Here is a 26,962-nt window from a genome sequence, read left to right as displayed (position 1 = left end):
CTTAGTCCCCCAAAACTGACAGCATTGGTGCAAATTTGATATTCGTCTCTTGATATTCAGCCTCTGGATCAGAATCTTTCACTACACCACATCCTGAAAATAAAGAAGCCTGTTTTCCTTTTATTAAAGCAGAACGTATCGCCACAGCAAATTCACCATTTTGTTGTGTACCCATCCAGCCAATAGGCGCCCCGTACCAACCACGATCCATTAGCTCCTTCTCCCGAATAAACGCTAATGATTTATCTCTGGGAAGCCCACCTAATGCAGGTGTTGGATGGAGCCTTGACACAACGTCAATGATCGAATAGTTTGCTTTTATATGTCCTTTTACCGGCGTGTATAAGTGCTGTAAGTTTTTCAAAGGATATAATACCGGTTTTTCAGGAACATCAACATCGACACAGCACTCTTCCACTGCCTTCTGTATCATTTCTACAACAAACTGGTGCTCCGCGCGATTTTTTTCATCATTTAATAAATCAAGACCGATTAAGTGGTCCTCGTTTTGTGTTTCACCTCTTGGGGCTGTCCCTGCTAAGCACGTGGATAAGAGTTGCTTATCTTGCACTCGCACTAACCTCTCTGGAGATGCCCCCAAAAAACAATCCGTCCCATTTTCATACGCAAAAATAAAACTGTTCGATTGCAAGCGTGTTAATTGATACAATATCGGTGTTAGGTTGGCAGCATCCGCAAACGTGACTTGCATTTCACGTGCAAGCACAATCTTATCTGCATTACCTTCATGAATAAATTTAGTTGCTTCTTTTACTAACTCTTTCCATTGCAGTGGAGCAATTTCCTTTTTCGAACTAACACTGGGACTATCGGGCATTTTTACCGTGGTATCCTTGCATAATAATAACTGCTTATCTTTTTCTATTTCATATTGCAGTTGCTTCGGATGGTCTTCGGCTCGAACAATCACATTAACGGTAAGATAACATTGCCCCTCGTGAATCGTTAATAAATAGCTTGGTACGCGAAATTGACTTGCTTTAAATTTACTCCAAAGATGCGTCTGTTGTTTGGAAGGATCAAATGAGAATCCCCCAAAAGCAATTGGTCCAGTACCAGGCACTTCAAATGGATTATATATAATCGTATCAGCAATAATTTCTTGCCACTGCTGTTCGATTAGCGAAAATCGATTTGATTTCTCAACAGTCATTTGTTTGGCATCACCAGCACCAACTAAATAAAAATCGTCAGATGAACTTGTCCAAAAAAAGCGATTTCCTTCCATTAACTTTGCCTGTTCAAAAAACACAAATGGATCTATAGTATCAATAATTTCTGTTATACTAAGTAATTGTGGTGTCTGCCTCTGATCAGCAATTATAATCGAATCATGTAATGCTCGATTCAGCGGCATGACTTCAGTTTGAATCATAAAAAAACCTCCAATATAATTGGGAGAAACGATTAAAAAACAAAAAGCTATTGGTAACCCAATAAAAAAAGCCTAATTCATTATAGTATAAAATGACCAATTATTTAAATGAAGACTCTTAAAAAGATGAAAAGAAAAAGTGCTTTACACGGTCTATCTTATTATTTTATTCTCTTTTAAGAGGATTCTCAACATTTGTCATGATTTCCTGTAAAAATCTATTATCATCCAATTGACAGTAGTTAAAGGATTCCCTAAACTTATAATGATACTAGGCGTCAACACACAAGGAGAGAACGTCATGCAAACGCTGGAAAAAAACACGCTGAAGAGCGCCTTAAATGAAAAACCCGGATTTCATATCTGGTGTCGATTATTAAGACCACATACATTAACTGCTTCTTTTGTTCCTGTTTTTATTGGAACAATGCTAGCAGTACTTGATCAATCCTTTCACCTGCTTTTATTTTTAGCTATGCTGCTTGCTTCTATGCTAATTCAATCAGCAACAAATATGTTTAACGAATATTATGATTTCAAGCGTGGATTAGATAATGAAAACTCGGTTGGAATAGGTGGAACAATTGTACGTGATGGTGTAGCACCTAAGACGGTATTACGTTTAGCATTAAGCTTTTTTGGTACGAGCATATTACTTGGTGTATACATTTGTATACAATCAAATTGGTGGATTGCATTAATTGGGTCGTTTTGTATGTTATGCGGATATTTTTATACTGGAGGACCGTATCCGATTGCCTATACGCCTCTTGGTGAATTAGTTTCAGGATTTTTTATGGGTCCAGTCATTATTCTTATTAGTTATTTTATTCAAACAGGAGCAATCACAACTCAGACAGTATTAGTTTCCATCCCAGTCGGCATTTTTATTGGCATGATTATGCTTGCTAATAATATTCGCGACCTGCAGGGAGATAAACAAAACGGCAGAAAAACGATTGCAATATTGGTCGGTCATGACCGCGCAGTAACCCTACTGTGGAGCTGTTTTATTATTAGTTTCGCGATTACGTTTCTTTATATCCTACTGGGAATGCTCCCAGTATGGTCGTTAATAACTTTATTAGCAGTTAAAAAAGCGCATACCGCCTATCAAGGGTTCAAAGGGAAATCTAAAAGTATTGAGATGGTGCCAGCGATGATCGCAGCAGCACAAACCAATACGTTCTACGGGTTATTATTAGGATTATCGTTATTGTTACAAGTCTTGATCGATGTATCATTATAAAAGACAAGCTTATATCAGCTTGTCTTTTTTACATGATTCAATTTCGTAATCACTTACACAGATTGGAAACAGGTTAATTAAACGATATGTGGATTGGCTAATTTAGGAAGGATGGATAAGATGGATTTTTCAAATACGTTAATGGAATCGTTAGGGATGGAAACCGTGCAGATGGAGAAGGATATCGTTGCGATAAAAATGCCAGTTAACCAAAACACGCACCAGCCTTTTGGCTTCCTGCACGGAGGAGCAAGTGTAGCCTTGGCAGAGTCCGCTGCCAGTATTGGAGCAGCACTAAATGTTGATTTAGAACGCTATAATATTTTCGGTATAGAAATTAACGCTAATCATATTAAAAGTAAAAAAGACGGCTGGGTGATCGGCAAAGCAACTCCCATTCATAAAGGCAAAACAACAATGGTTTGGGAAGTACGGATTGTTGATGAGAACGACGCACTTATTTGCATATCAAGGTGTACACTTGGAGTCGTGGCACGGAAATAGGCAAGCGAAGTGTGAATAAAAGACCTACTGAAATGTCGAGCAACAGCCAGAAGCTAGTCGGCCACAGAAGCACTTATTTCACCTTAAAATCCAGTTTTTACTGATTAAGCGGACAGGAGAGCACTTATTTGCGCGAATTAGGAAAAAAGCACAACAATTTCATTCGAATAAGTGCAATAGTGGCCGTCCAATTCAATTTTTCTCCCAGTTGTCACAGATAAGAGCGGTGGTGGCCGCGAAATAATCATTCTCGGATTATCCTCAGCCTCAAAACTGGTGGACTTTATTGCTTCTTCATACCTTTCCAAACGTAGTCCACAGCCTGCCGAAATAATCAAAAAAAGGATGACCCTTCTACCGCAATAGTCAGCGGCAGATTGGATCATCCTTTTATTTATGCTTTAGATAAAGACATTCGTTTCTTTTCTAGCCATGGTCTTAACTTCACAAATAATGGGATAAATAACATACTTACGATAATCCCTTTTAAAATATTAAATGGTGTAATACCAATTAAAATCATTGACCATCTAGCAGCCGGAAGCGCTAATTGTTCGAAGCCTGCATAAGCACTGTAAATTGGTAGCAAAATAAAGTAATTAAAAACACCCATTCCCAATGTTAGTGCGATCGTTCCTGTAATCAAACCTGACACAAGACTTTTTACACCTTTCATGCGGTGATAAAAAAGAGCAACCGGTACAACAAATAGCATTCCTGCGAAAAAGTTAGCAAAAGCGCCAACCGGATCTACAAACCCTGTAAAAATAAGGTGTAGTAAATTTTTAATACCTTCGACAGCAATGCCTGCTACAGGTGTAAATAACAGTGCAGCAATGAGCGCTGGTATGTCACTAAAATCCACTTTTAAAAACGCAGGTAAAAGTGGTAGTGGGAAATCCAAAAGCATTAGCACCGTTGAAATCGTCCCCATTAAAGCTAGAATAATAAGTTTTAATAATTTTGATGATTGCATCATCATTCCTCCTCCATCTTATATCGATTCTAATCTTTCTGATGAAGGAAAGAGCGCCCTGCACACAAAAAAACCCTAAGACCTATGGGGGCTTAGGGTTGTATGTATCAGGAAATAGAGGTATTCAAATAAACAATACCATGCTGCTCCTTATCTTCTCCCATCCAGACTGTAACTGTCGGTCCCGGATTTGCACCAGGTCCACCGCTAAAATTAGCGGGTCACGGACTTAGAGTGGTAACCACTCCTCACCGTCGGTCGGGAATTTCACCCTGCCCCGAAGATAGAATCGATATTTAAATTACATACTTAGTATACAACGGATTTAGAATTTTGTGAACCAGTTTGCTTTTACAAATTTGTGATTTTTTTAACAATCTAGTGGGTTTAAGCTTTCTTTTCCTGATAAATCAGCGATCATCTTTACAAGTAACTCGATTTCATCCTCGATATCTTTAATACTTACTGTTTCCACAGGTGAATGCATGTAGCGAAGTGGTAACGATACTAAACTTACAGGAACACCTTTACCAGTTAGACGCATTTGATCGGCATCTGTACCCGTGCTTCTTGATGTTAACTCATACTGCACATTCATATTTAAAGACCGAGCTGCTTGTTCAAGCAATTTATTCATATTTCGATTTATTGGTGCACCTTTCGCTAAAACAGGACCCTTCTCTAGTCGAACATCTCCATATTTATTTTTGTTAACACCTGGATAATCGGTAGCAAATGTTACATCACAAGCGAGTGCCATCGTTGGTTCAATACCTGCTGCAGCAAAATAGGCACCACCCATATTCGTTTCTTCATTTACCGTGCTAGCAGCGTAGACCCCGACATTGATGTTCTTCTCTGACAGACGACGTAGCACTTCAGCAACTATGAAAGCTCCTGTGCGGTTATCTAATCCACGTCCAGTTATAAAGCGATTCATTAGTATTTCTGATTCACGTTTATAGACAGCTAAATCTCCAATTTGCACGATTTTTTCCATCTCTTCTTTTGATGTTGCGCCACAATCAATAAATAAGTCTTCTAGTTCAAAATCCCCTTTAATTCCTCCATGATGCTGCGCATTAACGCCAATAACACCTGTAATTGTTTTAGCAAATCCTAAAATTTCAACCTTCATTCCTATCGCTGCTTTTGGGTTAATGCCACCCATTTTATCAAAGTACAAATAACCTTGTTCATCAATTCGGTTAATTACTAACCCAATTTCATCACAATGCCCCGCAAGCAATACTTTAAAATCCGCATGCTTGTTAATAACACCGATCGCGTTTCCCGCATGGTCGGTAATGATTTCTTCGGCAAAAGGCTTCACATAATTGATCCACTTTTTTTGAATCTCCATTTCCATACTTGATGGTGATGGGGTATGTAATAATTCCATTAAAAATACTTGACTAGTTTGTTCCATTCAAACTCCTCCTTCTGTATCCTATTTATTTTATCAAAAACATAAATAATCTTGTATTTTGACCACTCAAGTTAGTCAATTTTCATCACACTGAATTTTAGCTATTCACATCCCCTACGAGGAAAATAACTTAGTTAGAATAAGTTTGAACTTGACTCGAGTTGGAACAAATACAAATAAAGATTTACATCTGCCATTATAAATTCTATTTCACTTGACGATACTGATAAGAAAAAGTTAACTGGGTGACACGATGAAACTACATATGCTACAACAAATATATTTTAGAACCCCCCTTTTCGTAAGGCTACTGATCACTGTTTGTGTATTCATGTTCTTATTCGGTGTGTTAATTCATCTATTTGAACCTGCACATTTCCCAAGTATTTTTGATGGGATTTGGTGGGCTTTTGTGACAGGTTCCACTGTTGGATATGGTGATTATGTACCATTAAGTGTTTTGGGAAAAATTATAGCGATTTTACTAATCTTAACCGGAGGAGGTTTAGTTACCTTTTATATGGCTACCGTATCAGCAAGTACAATCAAACACGAGCATGACCTGTCCGAAGGTGCAGTCACTTACAAAGGGGAAAACCACATCATGTTAATCGGCTGGAATGAACGGACAAAACAATTGCTGCATATGGTTGAAGATCACAATGTAAAGCAACAATTTGTACTAATCGATCATACATTAACCAATCTGCCGTATCGTAAGCACAACATCCATTTTGTCCGAGGAAGTGCAGCTGATGATCAAATTTTAAAAAAAGCAAATGTCGGTAAAGCAAAATATGCAATTATCACGGCTGACCCATCAAAAGAGGAATTACAAGCCGATCAATCTAGTATTTTAACAACAGTGGCAATAAGAGGAAACAATCCAGATATTAAGATCGTTACCGAAATTCTAATTACCGAACAGATTACCAATGCAACTCGTGCAGGTGCAGATACAGTAATCCGCTCCAATGATTTTATGAGTACGTTATTTTATCATGAAATTTTTCGCACAGAGCCTGTTAGACCATTCGAATTATTATTGGAGGTGTTATCGAGTCAACAGTTTAAACAATTTCCATTACCAGCAGAAATGGATGGAAAAACTTTTCTAGAATGCTCAGATTTCTATGTTGCATCTGAACAACTGCTTATCGGGATTATAAGAGAGGGTCAGCTTAAGCTCAACCCTCCGTTTAATTTGGATCTCCATGATCATGATATTTTAGTCGTGCTTACATCTCTACAATAAGATATTTTCTACCTGTTCAATGAGACGTTGCCCTTTTTCCACATACTTATCAGGTACTTCTGCGTCTGGGTCTTCTGGGGCTTGAAATTGGTTGATTGAACCTTGGATAACACCGTTATCGGCATGGTCTTCTACACCTGCTTGATATTTATGTGTCAGGATAAATGGTGTACCAAGTTTTACAGTAGCACCAGGCGAGTCTAATTGACCATCTTGGGCAATGAAAGGAATTCTAATAAACTGATACCCATCATCGTCAGCCATTTTATAGTCAAGTGAACCTTCATTATAATCCCAGTTTCCACCAATATCATAACCTAGTGGTTTAAGTTGTTTTTCTAACTCGTGCAATGGAAATATTTTATTTTCTAGTCGTGACGATACAGGAATCATGCTGTAAAACTCCTTTTTAGTTACGTTTCCCTAGGAGTATTTTTTTATCCTATCGAATCTCTTGATGACTGTTTTCTAAACGTTTGTCGTTATTACGTAAAATAGCTAATATGCGGCATAATCGAGAGAGAGTACTTGCACCGCTCCGGAAATACACTTTGCTTTCCGCGGGGGGCTAGTGAGCCTCCTCGTCGCTTCGCTCCTGCGAGGTGATTGGAGCTCCAGGCAGTCGATCCTCAAAAATGAAAACCGCATTTTCTTCGTGCGGTGTAATTCGGGGAAGATAATTCAAAGTCCTGCGGGAAAGCGCGAGCTGAAGATCCACTCAGAAGCGCATTTTGGGACTGCGATTACTCGCCCCACCGAAAACATTTGCTTATGAGTTAGCTGAAGCCGTGCCTGTTTAAGCGAAAAGCGACTGCCTGGAGCGGAAATCACGAGTACTACGACGCATTTTATTTCAAATATGAAGTTTAAAACGCAATAATCATTACGTAAAGAACCTTCTTGATCATACAAAAAACCCCCACAAATGTGAGGGTTACGCTTATAACTTATAATCTTTTTTCCAGCTCTTCTTTTTCTTTTTCAAATCCAGGTTTTCCAAGTAGTGCAAACATGTTTTTCTTGTATGCTTCAACACCTGGCTGATCAAACGGATTTACACCTAACAAATAACCGCTTAGTGCACATGCTTTTTCAAAGAAGTAAACGATATAACCGAATGTATAAGCATCAAGCTTCGGTAAATGAACAATTAAGTTAGGTACTTGTCCATCTGTATGAGCGAGCATTGTACCTTGATATGCTTTTTCATTAACAAAATCAACTGTTTTACCAGCTAAATAATTTAAACCGTCCAAATCATTTTCTTCTTTTTCCAAAGTAATGGTTGATTTTGGTTCTTCCACATGTAGTACTGTTTCAAATATATCTCTTCTGCCTTCTTGAACATATTGACCTAATGAATGCAGGTCTGTGGAAAAGTTAGCTGATGAAGGATAAATCCCTTTGAAATCTTTCCCTTCACTTTCGCCGAACAATTGCTTCCACCACTCAGAGAAATACTGAAGTGCAGGTTCGTAGTTAATAAGCATTTCAATTGTTTTCCCTTTGTTATATAGTACATTTCTAACTGCAGCATATTGGTATGCTGGATTCTCTTCAAGATTTTCATTACTTAACTCTTCACGCGCTAATGCAGCACCGTCCATCATTGTATCAATATCAACACCGCTCACTGCAATTGGTAATAAACCAACAGCTGTAAGAACTGAATAACGTCCACCAACATCATCAGGAATCACAAAACTTTCATATCCTTCTTCCGTTGCTAACGTCTTCAGTGCACCTCTAGCTTTGTCTGTTGTTGCATAAATACGACCTTTAGCTTCAGCTTCTCCATATTTTTCGATCAAGAAATTTTTAAAAATACGGAATGCCATTGCCGGCTCAGTCGTTGTCCCACTTTTAGAAATAACGTTGATTGATACGTCTTTATCCTTTAAAACATCGAATAAATCATTCATGTAAGTAGAACTAATATTGTTACCAACAAAGAGAACCTGTGGATTTTCGCGTTGATCTTTGGACAACATGTTATAGAAAGAATGGTTTAACATTTCGATGGCCGCGCGAGCACCAAGATATGAACCACCAATCCCAATAACGAGTAATACATCGGAATCAGATTTAATCTTTTCAGCAGATTGTTTAATTCGTGCAAATTCCTCTTTATCATAATCAACAGGTAAATCAACCCATCCAAGATAATCATTACCTGCTCCTGTCTTATTATGTATTGCCTGATGCGCCACTTTGACTGGCTCTTTCAAGTACGTTATCTCATGTTCTGCAAAAAATGGTAAAGCCTTTTCATACTCAAAACGAATATAGCTCATAATATATACCCTCCATAACTTAATAGTTACCTCTTTAAATGTACCGAAACAAGAGCGGTAAATCAAGTGAAGACTTGAACGAATTTGTTACAACCGAACAACTTTTTACATTTGTTATGTGTATATTTTCTTAAATTAAAGTTAAGCTACTAATGCACTTCAAACTAAGGAGGTATGCAGAATGAGCATGATTCAAAGAATTTGCTTGTTACTAATAATTGTTGGGGCAGTTAACTGGGGTCTTATTGGTTTGTTTCAGTTCGATTTAGTTGCCGCAATATTCGGCGGCGGTGAACAAAGCGGTGCTTTCGCAAGAATTATCTATACATTAGTAGGTATTAGCGGAATTGTCTGCTTATCACTATTGTTCAAACCATCAGAAGAATTAGCAGATAAAAGAGAACCAAGAATGGAACGATAAAGAAACAAAAGCGTAGAGCGCAGGTTAGTGCTGTACGGACTGGTTAAAAAGGGCTCCTTTAACATCTCTGTTTAAAGGAGCCCTCATTATTTTATTTATTTTTTAAAAGTATTCCCGCGATCATCAGATTGCTGAATCCATTCTTCAAGCTTATCCTTTAGCGTGTTGAAACCAGCTTCATTGTTATCTGATTGCTGTTGTACAACTTGCTTTGGTCTAGGATTACTCGTTTTCTTTGGTGCTTCTTCCGTTGCACGAATCGATAAAGAATACTTATTCTTTTTCTCATCAATTTCTAAAATCTTAACTTTTACTTCATCTCCAACTGTCAAATGTTCATTTATGTCTTTCACAAATCCGTGGGTTACTTCGGAAATATGAACAAGCCCTTGTACTTCGTTATCAAGTGCTACAAATGCACCATAAGGTTGAATCCCTGTTACTTTTCCTTCGACAGTCTGACCTGTCTCAAACTTTTCTGCCATACTAACAACTCCTGAATTTTATTCATATACTGAGCCAATTTCATAATTGCCTAGAACAGCCATCGTAAATGGTCATATATTGGCATTAAGAAATTGATTAACTATATACACAATTACTAATTCTAGCACAAGACAAGAGTTATGGGCAAAGATTTTTCAAATTCCCATCATTTCCCCTATTGTATCGGCATGAATGGCACCTTCCAAATGCCGTCTTTTCGCTGTTTCACTTGAAATGCCATGCGCTCTTCAGCATCCTCATTATTATCGGTTTTAAACCATAACACCACACCACGGTCAACGCCTGCATCATTTCTCGTTTGTAATACATAATTTGTACGCGCATCTAAGCCCCAGTAGTCAGCTAGGCCAAAATCACCATAATCAGCTCGTAACGATTCTTTTTCAGGTAAATCATACGGAGCTTCCTTCATGAGCAGTGCGTAATACGTCTCAAAATCATTGTCTTCCGAAGCAATCATATAAAATTGCATGATTTGAAAAGGCGTTAAGCCTTTTAATAGCTGATCATCATGTGTTTGACTATATTGTTCATACAAAGCCTGTAGCTGTTGATCTAATTGAAGCATAGACTCTACATAAACAGCTTCGTAGGCAGTACGATCTTCTAGTATATTCATTACGAGATCAAGCGATACTGGCTCTTGATTCTGACTAAATGGATTTAACCAATCGTTCGCTTGATATTGTTCAACTAGTTTATGCACCATTGGATAAAATAACGATTCCTCATGATCATTGATAAATTGTTCTATTTCCTGTTTCCTTTGCTCTGCCATTCGTTCCCCTTGCATCAAGCCGCCTGTAAATAAATCATTCAAGTAATCCATCGCATCCTGTGATAACTCGCGTTGGTACGTAATATGATTGTCACTAAATGCAACGAATTGCCGCTCAATCGCTAAAATAACTTCAAGGTGGTTTTCTTTTCTTAAACCGTCATCACGCGTCAACGATAATATATTTAAATAGCCGACTAATTCTCCTGTTAGCCATTCATCTTTAAGATTAGTTTTAATCCAATCAAAATCCAGCTGTACTGACGCTGCGTCTGTAACGTCCACATGTAACCTGTAACCTTGATTGTCTAACAATTCCAACGCCTGCTGAATATCTGGTGGCCCGACAATATTGCCATCTGCATTGTATTGTTCAACATAGTCCGCTATTACGTTATCCGATAGCTCATTTTCATCGACAACAGCTTGCCAATACTGCTCAACAGAATATTGAAAAGTTTCTAACTTACCAATTAATTCCTTCAATGTATAGTGATCGGAAATAGTACTATTAGAGGTAGACATCTGATTCATGCTTTCTAGCTTCATCTTTGGCGTGGTTAATACCGCGTAAATACTAGATGTCGCTGTACCCAACTCTTCTTCATCCTTAGAATCCTTATATTTATCAAGCAACAACTCTGCCTGCTTAACTTCATAAAAACTGTCCGTGTTACTAGTTCCTAACGATTGTTGGAACTGTTGTAAGCGAAATTCAAATCGTTCTTCTAAATCCCAGCTTTGAAGTTCTTCATCGGTTGGCGGTTCAAGCTTTTCATCTACTTGGTTGCGCTGGATTTGAGCAAACGTAAGTACTGTAAAAATGATAACTGCAACCGTGATTGCGGAGGCATATGGAATCCGCTGGGTCCAATTGTTCCGAGTTTTTTTTGTTTGCTGAAGTACACCTTTTGCAATTTCATCATCTGTTCGAAACGTTGGTAAGTGATTGTATTGATGCTTCAGTTTCCCTATTTTCTCATCAAATTGTTTATCATTCATTCGCATGATCCTCCTCTCGTTCCTCATATAACTTCTTTAGTTGCTCTTTGGCACGTCGAATTCTCGTTTTCACTGTAGAAAGATTTGCTTTGGTAATCCTTGCAATTTCCTCATATGATTTGTCATGAAAATAATAAAGAATAATTGCGATTCGATAATTCACCTTCAATTGACCTATGCATTGGTGAAGCAATTCATTTTCACCAGACATCATCACTTGATTTTGCACTTTTGTAGGATGCTGTAAAACTAATTTTTTCCATTTTTCACGTTCACGCTTATTTTTTCGATAATAATCCCTCGTAGCGTTTAAAGTAATTTGGTAGAGCCATGTCGTAAATACCCCTCCATAAAACGAATGAATGGAACGGTGTATTTTGATAAAAACTTCTTGTGTGACATCTCCCACTACTTCTGGGTGCAAACCAAACTGATAAGCAAATCGCTCGACTACTGGTTTGTACTTACTTATTAGTATACGAAAGGCATCTTCATCTCCTTGTTTAACAAGTTTTACTAATGCTGCTTCATCCACCATGTGACCTCCTGACAAAGTAACCAACTGTTAATCGTTCTTATCTGTGTAACGCAACTAGCTTCAATTTTGTTTCATTTATTATAAATTATTTCTCATTCACGTTTAAAAAGCTTCTAAAATGGATATAGATATGTATGTAAGACTTTCTCGTATTCCCCCTGTGAGAGCAAAGCGAACGCCGCTTTGCTTTTTTTTATCTATTATAGAGGATGTTCAAAAAGATCTTTTTGAACACGTACGTATAGGATATGGAAGGAGTAGTAAACCTTGTGGTGAACATTCGTGAACAAAAACAATGGATGACGTATGAGGGAAGCAACATTTGCTACAAACTTTATCAACATCCAACCGATAAACAAAAACCGTATATGATTTTCATCCATGGGTTTTTATCTTCACAATATAGCTTTCGAAAGATGATTCCAAAATTAATTGAAACGTTTAATATTGTAACTATTGATATTCCACCCTTCGGCGATAGTGACCGGGTCAAATCTTTTCACTTTTCTTATAGCAATTATGCCAAAATGATTGTTCACTTTATGGATATTCATTCGATACCACGAGCCTTCTTAACTGGACACTCGATGGGAGGACAAGTTGCTTTAACTTGCGCTTATCAATATCCAAACCGAATAGAGCAGGTGTATTTACTTGCGCCTTCTAGCTATTTAGTAAAAGCAGATCGACTCACGTATTTTTTAAGTTGGTTACCATTCTTCCCTTCCTTACTAAAAAAATTATTCCACCGTAAAGGTGTCTATCAAATTCTGCGCCAAGGTATGTATAATCAGGATTTAATAACTAAAAAAATGATTGCTACTTATGCCAAACCGTTTCTCGATAACAAGATTTACCTTTGTTTAACAAAAATGATTCGTGATCGCGAGGGTGATCTGGACAGACAGCATTTAAATAAAATAACGACAAAATGTTTTCTGTTTTGGGGAAAACAAGATGACATTCTACCAATCGCAATCGGCTACCAACTCCTTAAGGATCTCCCGCATGCAGAGCTATTAGCCTTCGATCAAGCGGGGCATTTATTGCCTGAAGAGATCCCTGCGACGATTTGCAGGAGCATCTTATCTACTTATCGATAGATAATTACTTATAGTTTTAATTGTTTCAATTCTTTACTATAATGGTATCAAATATTAAAGGGGGAACGAAGTATGAGTGATTTTGACGTAATTCACGATCGATTAGGTACAAGGTCAGCAAAATGGGACTTAACCCATACCCTATTCGGCTCAAAGGAAGTATTGCCGATGTGGGTGGCAGATATGGATTTTAAAATCCCTGAGCCAGTAATTGATGCTTTAGTCGAACGCGCCAAACATGGGATTTTCGGATATACCTTAACTGATCCAACTGTTACCGATACAGTAAAAAATTGGGTCATGAAACGGCATCAGTGGGATATTCATAAATCATGGATTATTTATAGTCCCGGTGTGATTACAACGTTACATATGGCAGTTCAATCATTAACAGCAGTTGGCGACAGTATTTTAATTCAAACTCCCGTTTATCCACCCTTTTACCAAGTGATTGAAAAACATGATCGCAAGCTTGTTAAAAACCCATTAAAGCTAGTTAATAATCGATATGAAATTGATTTCGATGATTTTGAAGAAAAGCTAAAGCGAGGGGTAAAGGCATTTATTTTATGCAATCCACATAATCCTGTCGGCCGCGTCTGGACAAAGGAAGAACTACAGAAGCTTGCTAACTTGTGTATCGCTTATGATGTACTTATTCTTTCAGACGAGATTCATGCTGACCTTATTATGCCAGCTTACACACATATCCCAATTGCGTCCTTATCCGAAAAAATAAGTGAACAAACAATTACCTGTATGTCGCCAACCAAAACTTTTAATCTTGCTGGGATACAAGTTTCTTATGCAGTGATTGCTGATCAAACAAAACGGGAAAAAATGGAAGAGTATTTTCATAAGCAAGGCTTTCATATGCTCAATACAATGGCGGTGACAGCCATAGAAGCTGCCTATACGGACGGAGAAGCTTGGCTAGACGATTTAATACATGTGATTGATCAAAATAAACAATTAGTTCATGCAGCATTCGAAAATAGAGATGAAATAGATGTTATTGAGCTAGAAGGTACGTATTTAATTTGGCTAGATTGCCGTAGTATGGGACTATCTCACGAGGAATTAAAAGCATTTATGCAGGAAAAGGCATTTATCGGTCTTAACGACGGGATCTCATTTGGAGAGGAAGGCACCGGCTTTATGCGTCTAAATATCGCCTGTCCTAAAGCTACTGTCCAAGTGGGATTGAATCGAATATTAAATGCTCTTGATGCACGTTAACAACGATAAGCATAGGTATACCACTAGGGTATGCCTATGCTTATTCTTGTTTCTCTTTATTTGATTCAGTTGGATCAGATGGCTGATCGCTTTTGTTCGATTCTTCAATTGATATCACACCACAAGCTATTCTTTCTCCTGCATCACCAGCTGGCTGACTAACGCCATCATCTTGTGCTGCATGAATGACGAGTGATGTTCCTTCGTTTGGTAACAATGTGTTTTTGCCATCCATTAAAGTGGCGCCGCTTAACATTAATTCCGCATCAACAAGGCCATCTCCACCAACTTCAATATTAGGTAAATCGCCTAAATGTGCACCTTCTGGATGCATCAAGCCGTGCTGTTTTCCATCAGGATTTAAATGATTGCCAGCAGATTTAAAATCCGGCCCTTCGCAAGTCGGATTCTCGTGCACATGAATACCGTGCAAACCCGTTTCCAACCCTTCTACACTTAATTTTATTTCAACACCGTCAGGCTGCTCTGTTAACTTCGCAGTACCAATTGAGTCACCATTTGCATTATACATGGCAATATTCAGTGGAGATCTCTCTTGATCTTGGCAAGCTGTTGTTAACCCCCCGGTCAAAAGAACCACAAATACAAACCGTAAGAATCGCATGATGCATTCTCCTTTACAACAATATTCTCTGTTAGTATTGCCATCATGCGCTAATGGTATCCCTCACAAAAACAACGCTTACGATATCTTAAGCGTTGTTTACTTATCTTTATTCCTATTTGATCGATTCCCTTGTGGAGAATCTGTTTGTCCATCAAACCTATTGGAAAACTGTTTTTCTTCTTTCTTGGCAGCTCTTTTAATTAAATACATCGTTAAAATCGCACCTGCGATAAATACTAATAAACTAATAACAGACGGGAGGTATTCCGATTTATCTTCTGGAAAATATAGAAATTCCATCATAATTATCACTTCCTTATCTTATCTAGTATACCAGACAACCTATAAACAAAGCTAACAAATATCTGCAGAGGCCCGCACCAAACTTGCCAAGCATCAAACTGTTCTGGCACAATTAAAAGTAACTTAATTACTGGAGGTAATCACATGGATAATGCAACGATTGAACAAACCGTTTTAGCCCATTACCGATCTGGTTCATACTTTGGCAAAATTATTGAAGATCGTGGTGAGCGCTATTTAGTAGAAGTTCTAGCTGTTAAAAAACATCCTTTACAAGGAGATTTACATAATTACGGAGAGACTGAGAATGTCTTTTTTCATCAGAGGAAAGCACTTAGCTACAAAGAAAAAATGAACGTATCAAAGTCTGCCGTCCATATACATGATGAAGAAATACCAATATACAAGGATTCACTAAAGCAGGCAGTTGATGCGTTAAAGACTAAATTAAGCAAAGACGATAAGCCCTTTAACCATGCAGCCTTAAACAGCCTTAAAGAATTAGAGAAATACTATTTCGAATAAACAATGACCTGCCACCCATTTCTCAAATGGGCCAGGTCATTTCTCGTTAAGAGGGGAGCTTGAGGTCTTTTTTGGATTTCTTTTTTGCCGGATATATCCGATTAGCTATTTTAGGTGCTTGATCAAACAACACCATACCGATAAAAGCCGCCACAATTATATAAATACCACCAATAATTTTAATTGGTCCTGTAGCTATGCTTGCGATTACAACGGAAAACTCTCCTCTAGCGCAAAGTGAGAGTCCTGCCCTTAACGATACTTTCTTTGACAGCCCGTACCAACGGCCACCGATTACACCAACAAGTACTTTCGCAATAATTGACCAAACTAATAATACAATTACAAACACTGCCATCGGTACGCCATTGCCTAGTTGAATGGTCGTCCCAAAATAAACAAAAAACAATGGTAGCATTAGATCTTTAATTGGTGCGACTGTTTGCTCAACTCGCTCAATCTTTCGGATATCGGCTAGCATCATACCTGCCAAAAAAGCACCAAGTACTTCTGACAACCCTAGAAAAATAGCCAGGCCACCGAAAGAAACTGCTAATCCTACTAACAATGCAATTTTGAAGTCTTCATCGTCAATTTTGTCCAGCAGCTTGTCAAAATGTTTAAATACCGTTTTCCCTAATATAATCGCCAAAGCGCCAAGTCCAACAATTTTTGCTATTAACATGGAAAAATCGCTAACTGCAAAGCTTTCACCAGAACTAATACCTATTATAATGGCAACCACAATAGGTGCGACTAAGTCCTCAAAGATTAAGATTGCTAGCATAAATTCCGTTTCCGTGTTTGCCATACGACTTTTATCATCTAAGAGCTTTGCTGTGATTGAAGAACTTGTCGCATACGCAATCCCACCAATAACAAAGGCACTAAATAGATCCATACCAAAAGCCACTGCGATTAACATCGATACCCCTAAGCTGAGAAATACATCTAATAATCCTGAAGACCAAACTTTTTTTGCAATTTTACCTAGGCGAGATACGCTAAATTCTAGTCCGAGTAAGAAAAATAACAGTACAATACCGATTTCACTTGCGAAATGTAAAATTTCATTGTGATAAAGCAGATCTACTAATACAATCCCAAATAAGATATATAGAATCACACTTGGAAAATTAATTTTCAAACTCAGAAACCCCAAATAGAATATTCCGAGTAATACTAATCCCGCACCTAGTAACATTGGAAAATCATTGAACAAGTATGATCATTCCTCTCCTTTGCATAACGCTTCTAGGCTTGCAATTTGATCTTTCTTTCCAATTGACATAAGCACATCGCCAGGCATTAATTTCCGATTAATATCTGGTATAGCGACCATTTCATCACCTTGTACGATGCCTATAATTGTTGCACCTGTTTTATTTCGAATTGCCGATTCTTCCAATGTTGTAAAGGCGATTGAAGATTTCTCAGTCAACTTGATATAATCAATCACAATTTGTTTTTTGAACATTTTAAGCTGATCTGCATTGACCGGCTGATACGTAGCACCTAACAATTGAGCACCAAGCTCTCTTGTTTCGTCTGGCGTCAGATCCATCGCAAAATCAGCTTCATCACTATCAGAGTCATCAAAGAAATACAACTCTCGCTTCCCCGTATGGTGAACAATCACCACAAGCATACTGTCTTCAGCAGTTTTCAGTGTGATTTTTTGCCCGATGCCTGGAAGCTGTGATACAGATATATTCATTGTTTTACACCTCTTATATTAGATTCTCTACTATTACCAATAATGTATTGTATGTATAAATTGTTATCCTGTTTTTCATCTAATATGCAAAAAAGCTAGAGTTATATGCTCTAGCTTTTTTTATTATACTTAAAAATTGGTAACGCTTACTCTCCAAGGTGTTCTTTAATTAATTCTTCCACACCAGCTATTGCTTGTTCTTCATCCGTTCCATCAGCAGTAACTTTAATCGCAGCACCTTTAGGTACACCTAAAGACATTACACCCATAATTGATTTCAGGTTTACTGCTTTGCCGTTGTAATGCAATTCAATCTCTGACTCATATTGCCCAGCTTTGTTAACCAATAATGTAGCTGGTCTAGCGTGAATACCTGTGTCATCGGTAATTGTAAATTGTTTCTCCTTCATAGTTAAGAAGCCTCCCTTTTCCTTATATAGATAGTATTTTGTATTATGCAAAATAATTACATATCGGGTATGTAAACCCTTTAAACATGTACTTAAGCATATTATATACGAAAAAGCCTGTTTTAGAAACAAATTAACAAATTTTTCTTCATTTTTGTCTATCATTTTCATACTAATTTGTGTTATCAAGTACATTATGATACTTTATTTGATGTACAAACATAACAAGATTATAAGATGACTATTTCAAGCAATACTAAAACATACTCACGTAAAACAGGAGGTAAACAAATGAGCGTACATATCGGAGCAAAACAAGGTGACATCGCTGATAAAATATTATTACCAGGTGATCCGCTACGAGCAAAATACATAGCGGAGAATTTCTTAGAAAACCCTGTCTGTTATAACGAAGTTCGTGGCATGTATGGATATACCGGAACGTATAAAGGGGAGAAAATATCTGTTCAAGGAACAGGCATGGGTGTTCCCTCGATTTCTATTTATGTAAATGAGCTAATCCAAAGCTACGACGTTCAAAAGCTCATACGCGTCGGTACATGCGGTGCTATCCAAAAAGATGTGAAAGTAAGAGATGTTATTTTGGCATCCACTTCTACTACTGATTCACAAATGAATCGTGTTGTTTTTGGCAATATTGACTTTGCACCTACTGCAGATTTCCAGCTATTGAAAAACGCTTACGATGTTGCAACCGAAAAAGACCAAAAGCTTCGTGTTGGTAATGTCTTCACTAGTGACAGTTTTTATCGTGATAATGCTATAGAATTAATGGAGCAATTAGCAAGCTATAATGTGCTAGCAGTCGAAATGGAGACAACAGCATTATATACACTTGCTGCCAAATATAATCGTCAGGCACTTTCTATCCTAACTGTTTCAGACCACATCTTAACAGGAGAGGAAACAACAGCAGAAGAACGCCAAACGACCTTTACAGAAATGATGGAAATCGCCTTAGAAGCGGCGATTAAGTAATAAACAAAAGTACAGATTAGCGATAATAGGGCCATCGAAACAAGTATAATGATTGTTTCGACGGCCCTATTGTTTTTTTATAAGGCTGTTTTCTAAGAGATTGTTGTTAATGCGCAAAATAGCTAATATGCGTCGTAACTTGGAGAGTGCTTGCACCGCTCCGGAAATGCACTTCGCTTTCCGCGGGGGGCTAGTGAGCCTCCTCGAACTGCGTTCTGCGGGGTCTCACTTACGCCGCTAGTCCCGCAGGAGTCGAAGTGCATTTCCTCCGCTGCTAACGGGATTATTCTTTACGTCGGGTGATTGGAGCTCCAGGCAGTCGATCCTCGAAAACGAAAACCGCATTTTCTTCGTGCGGTGTAATTCGGGGAAGATAATTCAAAGTCCTGCGGGAACAGCACGGGCTGAAGATCCACTCAGAAGCGCACTATGCTTCTGAGTTAGCTGAAGCCGTGCCCGCGGAAAGCGACTGCCTGGAGCGGAAATCACGAGCACTACGTTACGTCGCATTTTACTTCAAATATGACATAAAAAACAACAAACTCTACGAAAAGAGCCTTTTATAATAATGCTATGGGTGATTCGTTTCATGATGTATTGGTGGTTAGTGACCATAGTTCATATCTTAGTCTTAATGCCTAGAAGACGTCCAGTTATACCGTTCAGTCACAAGAATGTAGCCTCTCTGCAAAAATAATGTCAGACTCCGCACATGTACCATGTCTGGGGTCAGGCGGTTTCTGACATTACTCTCTCTACTTACATTATACTATTAATAATGAATTATTTATAGACTACACTTTCGAAAGTTCCTATCTATACTGTTATATAAAAGACAAAATTATAAGAGGTGTATCAATATGCATGACAAAAAAGCTGTCTTAGATCATGGTCCTTTCTTTCATGGTACAAAAGCAGAATTAAAAATTGCAGACCTTTTAGAACCACAACACTTATCAAATTACCAAGAAAAAAAATCAAACTATATATATTTCACCGCAACATTAGATGCGGCTAAATGGGGTGCTGAATTAGCAACATCAAAAGCAAAAGAAAGAATTTACATTGTAGAACCATTGGGTGATTTTGAAAACGATCCAAACGTAACCGACAAAAAATTCCCCGGTAACCCAACACGTTCTTATAGGTCCAAATCGCCTTTGAAAATATTAGCTGAATTAAAATCATGGGAGAGACATTCCGATGAAGCAATAAATCATATGCTTAGCTCTTTAAAAGAGTTACGCGAACAAGGGAAGGCTGTAATATATGATTAATCTTCACCATAAAATCATGATTTAAGAGAACGGTACCTGGTACTTCGTGATTCATATGAAATACCAGGTACCCAAATCTGACAGTGATCAAAGTGTACAAACTTTACACCACAAGAAGTAAACCTCAATATGAATTAAATCGTATTCAAAGGATGTACATTTGGTTTCCTATCCCTCCACTTTTCTTTTTAATCCGCCAATAAAATTATTCAATACACTTACACTAACTTAAACCTCCTATAACGCATAGATTATAGTAAGGAGGTATGTCAGATGAATCATAACTATAATTACCCAATGTATTACCAGCAACGTCCCACGTATCCCCAAGTAGACACAACACAATTAAAATCTTCTGCAAAAGCTTTTCAACCGCTAATGGATGATGCAGATAAAGTATTAAACGAATTTGTTAAGTCCGGTGATTTCGCTTACAACGTCAAGGACGCTGCCCAACGATCACAAACTGAAAAAATTAAGATATATTTAACACAATTAGGTGTATCGCATCAATTAGAAATCAATTATAATCCAGACGCTATTAAGATTACATTTATCAATCAGACAAACAGTGTAGAATGCTGTCGTTTAACTGTGTCATTAAAATGGTAACACCCATATGTTAACCTTATTAAATTTAAGGTTGACAATAAGGCAATTCTCTTCTATTATCAAATTCAGAGAGGAGAATGCTGATGAACAGACTTAAACCGATTGACATAACGATTGGTGCATTATTTATTGGACTAATGGCAATTGGAGCCAATATTGCTATCTGGTTCCCATTTTTGGCGATCCCAATCGGAGGAAAAACCGTTCCTTTATCTTTACAAACATTTTTTGCTATTTTAGCAGGTCTTATGCTCGGAAAGCGTCTTGGCAGCTTGTCTATCGTTGCTTATTTATTGGTAGGTATAGCAGGTGTGCCTGTATTTGCTCAAATGAGAGCCGGAATTTTTACTATTTTTGATTATACAGGTGGTTTTCTAATTTCTTTTATTTTTGTTGCGTTTGTGACAGGTTGGTTAGCAGAAAAATCACGAACAAAATCGCTTCCTTTTTATGTACTGGCATCGATTGTCGGCGTCGTAGTCAATTACCTAATTGGTGTTAATTACATGTATATAGCGATGAATACATGGCTTGAGTTACATATAAGTTTTACCACTGCGTGGGCAACGATGATCCCATTTTTAATTAAGGATTTAGCAATTGCTATAATCGCGGCGTTTATTACGTTAAACTTGTCAAAAAGAATTCCTAGATTTCATCGCCTCACATCCAATAGCATGTAATAAAAAACATGGGTTTCTTCCAACCCATGTTTTTTTATTTTGGAGACCGTAACCTATTATCGTAAATTTAACATCCCCTTTATTTAGTTAAAATTATACGTATGATATAATTGAAGTGAAACTTTATGGTTTGGTATAAAATTTTCTTGTGTTACTGACCAAAGAAAAGGGAAACCTACATACAAGAATGATACATATGAGAAAGGATGTTATTATTTAATGAATATATTAGCAAACTTCCCTTTATGGGCAGCGCTTATTGCTATTGTATTTGCACAAGGTGTTAAAGTTCCTATTCAATTTATTGCAACAAGGGAATTTAAGCCTGGCTTGGCATTTAGCACTGGAGGTATGCCAAGTAGTCACTCAGCAGCCGTTGCAGCTCTTACAACAGCGATAGGTATTCAACACGGACTCTCCTCAGGCTTATTTGCAGTGTCCTGCGTGTTTAGTATTATCATTATGTTTGATGCATCTGGCGTGAGACGACACGCTGGAGAACAAGCTATTTTATTGAATGAACTAGTAAAGGATTTTCAATACTTTGTCGAAGAGGCAAAGGTATGGACAGAAAAAGGGGAATATGAAAAAAGAGAAGAATTAAAAGAATTATTAGGTCACCAACCGATAGAAGTATTCTTTGGTGGTCTAACAGGGATCATTCTAGCCATCATTTTATATCCTTTATTTTAATTTTAAAAACAACCCCTTGATATCATTCGATATTCAAGGGGTTAAAAATTGTCTGTCATTAATTTATTTTTTCTCTAAATACTTGTAAAGCTTCCGTTTCATTTAATGCTTCTAATTGCTCTTCAGTTAAACTACCATTACCTTTTTTAATTACGTATACCTCAACTTGCTTTTTACCCCAATTATTATAAACATCTTCTACTGTATGGTAATACAAATCAATTTTATTTCCTTGGATTGCTGAGCCTTTATCAGCAACCACGCCATAACCGTACTCTGGAATATAAAGAATAGTTCCAATCGGATAGACATTCAAATCTGCCGCAATAGTTGAATATAAATCTCTTTTTACTTTTACACCAGAGTAAGTAATACCATACTCGGGATGACTAGGCGATTTTCCCGTTGATTCTAACCCAGCAGTGTATCCTGTAGCTGTTACAGTTGTAATTGGGTAGTTGCTCTTGCTAATATATTCTTCTAGCGTATTAGGCTCATCCACTTGCTGACTCGAAATGTAGGTAGTTTTCGCAATATGGTGATTTAGTTCCTTCATTTCCAACGCCAATTTCTTTTGTGGTTGTTCCTTAATAGCTGTCTGTGCCGATGCTGATGTATGTTCGATACTTACCAAACCAAAAAATTCATTTTTTACATCTGCAGCAGAAACATTTGTAACTGCTAGAACAGATGTATAACAGGCTCCAAGAAATAATAAAGTCATAAAACTTCTTCTCAGAATCTTTAATTTTAACATTATTAGATAACACCTCTCTGGGTGTCATCCTTTCCTTGATCGTACTTTTTTATACATTTTTAATTGTAAAAATAACTTTTAGTACGTATTTTGAGTCAATTTCATAATCACCTTATACAGCTAGCTAAAAATCAGTATTATGAAATTAATTAAGTTTAACTACCAATTTAAAACATTTGATAACCGTTTTTACGAAGCATCTTTATTACAATTCCCGAAGCAATAGCACCAATAAAACCAAACAACAATATAAGTACATCGTTAAAATTAAGACCTACTATTTTTGACCAAACAGTCGAAAAGGCCCAAGCTGGTGATGTGAAGTATTTGGTAGTTGAAAAATCATCAACGATCATCAATACAATAACAGGATAAATAAACGCCATGATCCATGTTTGTCTTAACAACATATTCAATATAAATGCGATACCAAAAAACATAACGAAATATAATACAATTAGAACGATTGACTGTAACACGATTCGTCTCCCCTTATCAAAATGCTTATCTATTGTTATTTGAGAAAAGTGCAGAGCGCCCGCTAAAAAACGTAGCGACTGGAGCGAATCACTAAGATAAAGGAATCATGCCCCTGCATAAGGGGTATGTCGACGTTGGACGACAAGTCCTCTTTTAGTCGACCTTCAATAAAACTTGAATCGATGATGACTTATCATAAGGCGATTCGTGACATCGCTACGTTTCTGGCGCTCGGAGCTAGACACATGCACAAATTTTATACTCTCTTAGATTTTAAAAAAGCAAAAGCAGAAGTTCTGCCTTTGCTTTTATATTAACCAAAGATATTAAATTTTCCTTTTTTCAACATCAGGCCGAGTCCACCGATTTTCAATAAAGATCTGTTATCAATAACTTTTTTCATTACAGATGCAGTCCAGCCAAATATTTTTTTATTTCCGAATACAACACCAAAGGCATCTGAGTGCCCTAGAGAGGCTACTGTACCTAAATTATTAAATTCAAAGTGCTCAAGCTCTCCGCTGCCACCTTTAACAATTGTAGCTAGATTATGGGCACATACTTCAGCTTCTTGCATTGCAATTTGTGCAGTTGGTGGATAAGGTCTTCCCGTCTCCTTGTCCATAATAAGTGCACAGTCACCGATAACAAAAACATTTTCATTAGCAGGATCCCGTAATTCTGGAGTTACTTCTACTTTACCTCTGTTTGTTTCTAAAGATTTTTCAACTAAACTGTTAGCACGAACACCAGCAGCCCAAACAGTTGTAAGGGAAGGAATATCCTCTTGTTCACCGTCTTTTTCAATTGTAATACCATCTGGTCTACATTCTTTTAACATAGAGCCCAGCTTGAACTCGACGCCTCTCTCTTCTAGCGTATTCATCGCATATTCTACTAATTGAGGATCAAATCCAGGCATAATGCTCGGTGCACCCTCTACGTTAATAATGCGTACTTGGTTGCGATCAATATCATATTCTTCACATAGCTTCGTAACACGATTAGTCAATTCCCCTAAGTATTCAATACCAGTAAAACCGCCACCGCCAACAATAATATTTAAACGTTCTTGCTTTTTCTCTATTTCATTGTTGTATTTTGCGAAGTGGTAATCAATATGTTCTCTTAACATTCTTGAAGAATTAATATTACCAATCATAAATGCATTCTCAAGTAATCCTGGAATACCAAATGTTGCTGCTTCAAAGCCAAGGGCAACAACAAGATAGTCATAATCAAGTTCGCCGTCTTCTAATACTACTTTCTTGTTTTCTACATCAATTGATGTTACCGTATCTTGTACAAAGTTCACTTTACTGCCATCAATTACATCTTTAATTGCAAATCGCGCACGATCTGGAGCAATTGTACCTGCAGCAACTTCATGTAACCAAGTAGCTTCATAATGGTAATCATGCTTGTTCACAAGCGTAATGTTGGCATCATTAACACCAAGCTTTTTTTGTAGTTTCACAGTCGTAGTTAATCCACCATATCCTGCGCCAAGGATTACAATATTCGGTTTCTTCATCTAGATCACTTCCAATTATATATTTTTATAAATAATAAAGACATGAAAAACAAATGATATCGTGATTTATTTCACGTAAATAGACACTTAATATATATGTAGCAAATTGTAAACAACCTATTGCTTATCTTAGACTTTTTTTCTACAATTTTCAACCCTAAAGTGTATTTACTGAAATTTTAAAATTTTCTAACTTTATGTGTGTGATTCGTTCGATACTACACATAATAAAATTTGTGTTAAAATAAAAAACATCTACTATGCACAGTATTTCTCAGGAGGATAAAATTTATGTCAGAAAAAATATATGATGTTACGATTATTGGCGCTGGTCCAGTTGGATTATTCGCCGCATTTTATGGCGGATTACGCCAAGCAAGTGTCAAAATTATTGAAAGCTTACCTCATATTGGCGGGCAATTGAGCGCACTTTATCCAGAAAAGTATATTTACGATATCGCTGGTTTTCCTAAAGTAAGAGCACAAGAGCTGGTCGATAATCTGAAAGAGCAAACGGACTTATTCAATCCTACGATCGCTCTTAACCAATCTGTTGACACGATTGAACGCCAAGCCGATGATTCGTTTAAAATTACAACAAATGATGAAGTACATTACTCCAAAACAATTATTATTACCGCAGGCAATGGTGCATTCCAGCCTCGCAAACTAAACGTTGAAGGTGCAGAAGACTTCGAAGGCAAAAATCTTCATTATTTCGTCGACAATATGCACGCTTTTACAGACAAGAAAGTTGTCTTATTTGGTGGAGGAGACTCTGCGGTGGATTGGGCATTAATGCTTGAACCGATAGCGAAGGAAGTAACCTTAGTCCATCGCCGTGACCAATTCCGCGCACATGAGCATAGTGTCGAAAATCTTCATAACTCAAGTGTTAATGTTATGACTCCATATGTACCAGAAGCCTTTATCGCCACCGAAAACATCGATCAAGTTAAGCTGAAGGAAGTAAAAGGTGACAACGAAGTCATACTCGATGTTGATGCAGTACTAGTAAATTATGGCTTTATTTCTTCCCTAGGACCAATCAAAAATTGGGGATTAGAAATTGAGAAAAATAGTATTGTTGTCAATTCGAAAATGGAAACAAACATTCCAGGCATTTATGCTGCCGGTGATATTTGCACATATCCAGGTAAAGTTAATTTAATTGCCGCTGGATTTGGTGAAGGACCTACAGCAATTAATAATGCCAAAGCATATATAGATCCAGATGCACGCGTACAGCCGAAACACTCAACTAGTATGTTTTAAAATGGAAATACCCGCGGTCGGTGGATCGGGGGTATTTTTTTGTATTAGGATGCATGTAGAGCTAAGAAGATCCTAGTCAGTAAAATTGTATACTAGGTGAGACACTTTGGCGTGCGATGGCAGCAGGACGCCCGGACATATAAGCCCTTATGTCACCGGAAATTGTTTTTTGGGGAGTTTATCGGACAAGAGAGCGCTTATTTGCTAAAAATAATACACAGCAGCAATCAATTCATTGAAATAAGTGCACTGATGTCCGCACAATTCTAATAATGCCCTTCTTGTCACAGATAAGAGCTCTGGTGTCCCCCAACAGTTCACCTGTAGGCAAACACCACTTACATTCATGGTTTAATGCCACGCATCTTTCAAAAAAAA

Annotated in this window: 29 protein-coding genes and 1 riboswitch; of the genes, 13 read left to right on the top strand and 16 right to left on the bottom strand. The window is 37.5% G+C overall.

Annotated features, from left to right (window positions below):
- Window position 1 precedes the first annotated feature (1 nt).
- A complete protein-coding gene (locus ACI6MV_RS19180; protein ID WP_407271929.1) occupies window positions 2-1,396 on the bottom strand; it encodes an isochorismate synthase in 1,395 nt (464 codons plus the stop codon).
- A gap of 301 nt (window positions 1,397-1,697) precedes the next feature.
- On the opposite strand from ACI6MV_RS19180, the gene ACI6MV_RS19175 reads away from it, so the two are divergent.
- Window positions 1,698-2,645 (top strand): 1,4-dihydroxy-2-naphthoate polyprenyltransferase, encoded by a 948-nt coding sequence (locus ACI6MV_RS19175; protein ID WP_407271928.1) that lies wholly within the window; start codon window positions 1,698-1,700, stop codon window positions 2,643-2,645.
- 120 nt (window positions 2,646-2,765) lie between these two features.
- Window positions 2,766-3,149 carry a hotdog fold thioesterase gene (locus ACI6MV_RS19170; RefSeq protein ID WP_407271927.1) on the top strand — a complete coding sequence of 128 codons (384 nt, stop codon included), beginning with the start codon at window positions 2,766-2,768 and terminating at the stop codon, window positions 3,147-3,149.
- Between the two features lie 394 nt (window positions 3,150-3,543).
- Here the strand turns inward: ACI6MV_RS19170 and ACI6MV_RS19165 are convergent, their stop codons facing one another.
- Entirely contained in the window at window positions 3,544-4,125 is a 582-nt protein-coding gene (locus ACI6MV_RS19165) for an ECF transporter S component (protein ID WP_407271926.1), read from the bottom strand.
- 148 nt (window positions 4,126-4,273) lie between these two features.
- A riboswitch (FMN riboswitch) is annotated at window positions 4,274-4,414 on the bottom strand.
- Window positions 4,415-4,495: 81 nt separating this feature from the next.
- The gene (locus ACI6MV_RS19160) at window positions 4,496-5,554 is read right to left on the bottom strand and encodes a M20/M25/M40 family metallo-hydrolase (protein ID WP_407271925.1); all 1,059 of its coding nucleotides are present in this window, start codon (window positions 5,552-5,554) and stop codon (window positions 4,496-4,498) included.
- Between the two features lie 253 nt (window positions 5,555-5,807).
- Here ACI6MV_RS19160 and ACI6MV_RS19155 point away from each other — a divergent pair, with 253 nt between their 5' ends.
- Window positions 5,808-6,809, top strand: a complete 1,002-nt coding sequence (locus ACI6MV_RS19155) for a potassium channel family protein (protein WP_407271924.1) — start codon at window positions 5,808-5,810, stop codon at window positions 6,807-6,809.
- On the opposite strand, the gene ACI6MV_RS19150 is transcribed toward ACI6MV_RS19155, so the two are convergent.
- Together ACI6MV_RS19150 and ACI6MV_RS19145 are read right to left on the bottom strand one after the other, a co-directional pair.
- Window positions 6,801-7,202 (bottom strand): YugN-like family protein, encoded by a 402-nt coding sequence (locus tag ACI6MV_RS19150; RefSeq protein ID WP_407271923.1) that lies wholly within the window; start codon window positions 7,200-7,202, stop codon window positions 6,801-6,803. The genes ACI6MV_RS19155 and ACI6MV_RS19150 overlap by 9 nt on opposite strands.
- Before the next feature lie 554 nt (window positions 7,203-7,756).
- Window positions 7,757-9,103, bottom strand: coding sequence for a glucose-6-phosphate isomerase (locus ACI6MV_RS19145; protein ID WP_407271922.1), 1,347 nt, complete (start codon window positions 9,101-9,103; stop codon window positions 7,757-7,759).
- 181 nt (window positions 9,104-9,284) lie between these two features.
- Between ACI6MV_RS19145 and ACI6MV_RS19140 the strand changes: the two genes are divergently transcribed.
- Entirely contained in the window at window positions 9,285-9,524 is a 240-nt protein-coding gene (locus tag ACI6MV_RS19140; protein ID WP_407271921.1) for a DUF378 domain-containing protein, read from the top strand.
- Between the two features lie 95 nt (window positions 9,525-9,619).
- On the opposite strand, the gene yugI is transcribed toward ACI6MV_RS19140, so the two are convergent.
- From yugI to ACI6MV_RS19125, 3 genes are all read right to left on the bottom strand, one after another.
- Window positions 9,620-10,009 (bottom strand): S1 domain-containing post-transcriptional regulator GSP13, encoded by a 390-nt coding sequence (gene yugI, locus ACI6MV_RS19135; protein ID WP_407271920.1) that lies wholly within the window; start codon window positions 10,007-10,009, stop codon window positions 9,620-9,622.
- Window positions 10,010-10,185: 176 nt separating this feature from the next.
- Window positions 10,186-11,811: a hypothetical protein gene (locus tag ACI6MV_RS19130; protein WP_407271919.1), complete on the bottom strand. Its 1,626-nt coding sequence runs from the start codon at window positions 11,809-11,811 to the stop codon at window positions 10,186-10,188.
- Window positions 11,804-12,346: an RNA polymerase sigma factor gene (locus ACI6MV_RS19125; RefSeq protein ID WP_407271918.1), complete on the bottom strand. Its 543-nt coding sequence runs from the start codon at window positions 12,344-12,346 to the stop codon at window positions 11,804-11,806. Before ACI6MV_RS19125 ends, ACI6MV_RS19130 begins: the two co-directional genes overlap by 8 nt.
- 272 nt (window positions 12,347-12,618) lie before the next feature.
- On the opposite strand from ACI6MV_RS19125, the gene ACI6MV_RS19120 reads away from it, so the two are divergent.
- Both ACI6MV_RS19120 and ACI6MV_RS19115 read left to right on the top strand, forming a co-directional pair.
- Window positions 12,619-13,452, top strand: coding sequence for an alpha/beta fold hydrolase (locus ACI6MV_RS19120; RefSeq protein WP_407271917.1), 834 nt, complete (start codon window positions 12,619-12,621; stop codon window positions 13,450-13,452).
- A gap of 72 nt (window positions 13,453-13,524) precedes the next feature.
- Window positions 13,525-14,691 carry a MalY/PatB family protein gene (locus ACI6MV_RS19115; protein ID WP_407271916.1) on the top strand — a complete coding sequence of 389 codons (1,167 nt, stop codon included), beginning with the start codon at window positions 13,525-13,527 and terminating at the stop codon, window positions 14,689-14,691.
- A 40-nt stretch (window positions 14,692-14,731) separates the two neighbouring features.
- Here the strand turns inward: ACI6MV_RS19115 and ACI6MV_RS19110 are convergent, their stop codons facing one another.
- Together ACI6MV_RS19110 and ACI6MV_RS19105 are read right to left on the bottom strand one after the other, a co-directional pair.
- Entirely contained in the window at window positions 14,732-15,316 is a 585-nt protein-coding gene (locus tag ACI6MV_RS19110; RefSeq protein ID WP_407271915.1) for a superoxide dismutase family protein, read from the bottom strand.
- A gap of 99 nt (window positions 15,317-15,415) precedes the next feature.
- Window positions 15,416-15,622: a hypothetical protein gene (locus ACI6MV_RS19105; RefSeq protein WP_407271914.1), complete on the bottom strand. Its 207-nt coding sequence runs from the start codon at window positions 15,620-15,622 to the stop codon at window positions 15,416-15,418.
- A 144-nt stretch (window positions 15,623-15,766) separates the two neighbouring features.
- Here ACI6MV_RS19105 and kapB point away from each other — a divergent pair, with 144 nt between their 5' ends.
- Entirely contained in the window at window positions 15,767-16,147 is a 381-nt protein-coding gene (gene kapB / locus ACI6MV_RS19100) for a kinase-associated lipoprotein KapB (RefSeq protein ID WP_407271913.1), read from the top strand.
- A gap of 46 nt (window positions 16,148-16,193) precedes the next feature.
- Here the strand turns inward: kapB and ACI6MV_RS19095 are convergent, their stop codons facing one another.
- The 3 genes from ACI6MV_RS19095 to ACI6MV_RS19085 all read right to left on the bottom strand — a co-directional run bounded on the left by ACI6MV_RS19095 (window position 16,194) and on the right by ACI6MV_RS19085 (window position 18,274).
- Entirely contained in the window at window positions 16,194-17,351 is a 1,158-nt protein-coding gene (locus ACI6MV_RS19095) for a cation:proton antiporter (RefSeq protein ID WP_407271912.1), read from the bottom strand.
- Between the two features lie 24 nt (window positions 17,352-17,375).
- Window positions 17,376-17,864, bottom strand: coding sequence for a cation:proton antiporter regulatory subunit (locus ACI6MV_RS19090; protein WP_407271911.1), 489 nt, complete (start codon window positions 17,862-17,864; stop codon window positions 17,376-17,378).
- A 146-nt stretch (window positions 17,865-18,010) separates the two neighbouring features.
- Window positions 18,011-18,274 carry a phosphocarrier protein HPr gene (locus tag ACI6MV_RS19085; RefSeq protein WP_407271910.1) on the bottom strand — a complete coding sequence of 88 codons (264 nt, stop codon included), beginning with the start codon at window positions 18,272-18,274 and terminating at the stop codon, window positions 18,011-18,013.
- A 291-nt stretch (window positions 18,275-18,565) separates the two neighbouring features.
- On the opposite strand from ACI6MV_RS19085, the gene deoD reads away from it, so the two are divergent.
- The 5 genes from deoD to ACI6MV_RS19060 all read left to right on the top strand — a co-directional run bounded on the left by deoD (window position 18,566) and on the right by ACI6MV_RS19060 (window position 22,538).
- Complete coding sequence (gene deoD, locus ACI6MV_RS19080) at window positions 18,566-19,273, top strand: purine-nucleoside phosphorylase (protein WP_407271909.1); 708 nt, start codon at window positions 18,566-18,568, stop codon at window positions 19,271-19,273.
- A gap of 860 nt (window positions 19,274-20,133) precedes the next feature.
- Window positions 20,134-20,550 carry an NAD(+)--rifampin ADP-ribosyltransferase gene (gene arr / locus ACI6MV_RS19075; RefSeq protein WP_407271908.1) on the top strand — a complete coding sequence of 139 codons (417 nt, stop codon included), beginning with the start codon at window positions 20,134-20,136 and terminating at the stop codon, window positions 20,548-20,550.
- Window positions 20,551-20,823: 273 nt separating this feature from the next.
- Complete coding sequence (locus ACI6MV_RS19070) at window positions 20,824-21,162, top strand: YuzC family spore coat inner layer protein (RefSeq protein WP_407271907.1); 339 nt, start codon at window positions 20,824-20,826, stop codon at window positions 21,160-21,162.
- An 83-nt stretch (window positions 21,163-21,245) separates the two neighbouring features.
- Window positions 21,246-21,845 (top strand): biotin transporter BioY, encoded by a 600-nt coding sequence (locus ACI6MV_RS19065; RefSeq protein WP_407271906.1) that lies wholly within the window; start codon window positions 21,246-21,248, stop codon window positions 21,843-21,845.
- 219 nt (window positions 21,846-22,064) lie between these two features.
- A complete protein-coding gene (locus tag ACI6MV_RS19060) occupies window positions 22,065-22,538 on the top strand; it encodes a divergent PAP2 family protein (protein WP_407271905.1) in 474 nt (157 codons plus the stop codon).
- Between the two features lie 58 nt (window positions 22,539-22,596).
- On the opposite strand, the gene ACI6MV_RS19055 is transcribed toward ACI6MV_RS19060, so the two are convergent.
- The 3 genes from ACI6MV_RS19055 to ACI6MV_RS19045 all read right to left on the bottom strand — a co-directional run bounded on the left by ACI6MV_RS19055 (window position 22,597) and on the right by ACI6MV_RS19045 (window position 25,309).
- Window positions 22,597-23,295: a 3D domain-containing protein gene (locus tag ACI6MV_RS19055; RefSeq protein ID WP_407271904.1), complete on the bottom strand. Its 699-nt coding sequence runs from the start codon at window positions 23,293-23,295 to the stop codon at window positions 22,597-22,599.
- A 167-nt stretch (window positions 23,296-23,462) separates the two neighbouring features.
- Entirely contained in the window at window positions 23,463-23,774 is a 312-nt protein-coding gene (locus tag ACI6MV_RS19050) for a YuiB family protein (RefSeq protein WP_407271903.1), read from the bottom strand.
- Window positions 23,775-24,088: 314 nt separating this feature from the next.
- On the bottom strand, window positions 24,089-25,309 hold the full coding sequence (locus ACI6MV_RS19045; RefSeq protein WP_407271902.1) for an NAD(P)/FAD-dependent oxidoreductase: 1,221 nt from the start codon (window positions 25,307-25,309) through the stop codon (window positions 24,089-24,091).
- 291 nt (window positions 25,310-25,600) lie between these two features.
- On the opposite strand from ACI6MV_RS19045, the gene ACI6MV_RS19040 reads away from it, so the two are divergent.
- Complete coding sequence (locus ACI6MV_RS19040) at window positions 25,601-26,584, top strand: NAD(P)/FAD-dependent oxidoreductase (protein ID WP_407271901.1); 984 nt, start codon at window positions 25,601-25,603, stop codon at window positions 26,582-26,584.
- Window positions 26,585-26,962: the final 378 nt, after the last annotated feature.

The sequence above is a fragment of the Radiobacillus sp. PE A8.2 genome (assembly GCF_045635475.1).
GTDB lineage: Bacteria > Bacillota > Bacilli > Bacillales > Amphibacillaceae > JBJGXI01.
The sequence above is the reverse complement of the archived record's forward strand: the minus strand, read 5'-3'. Positions and strand labels throughout refer to the sequence as shown.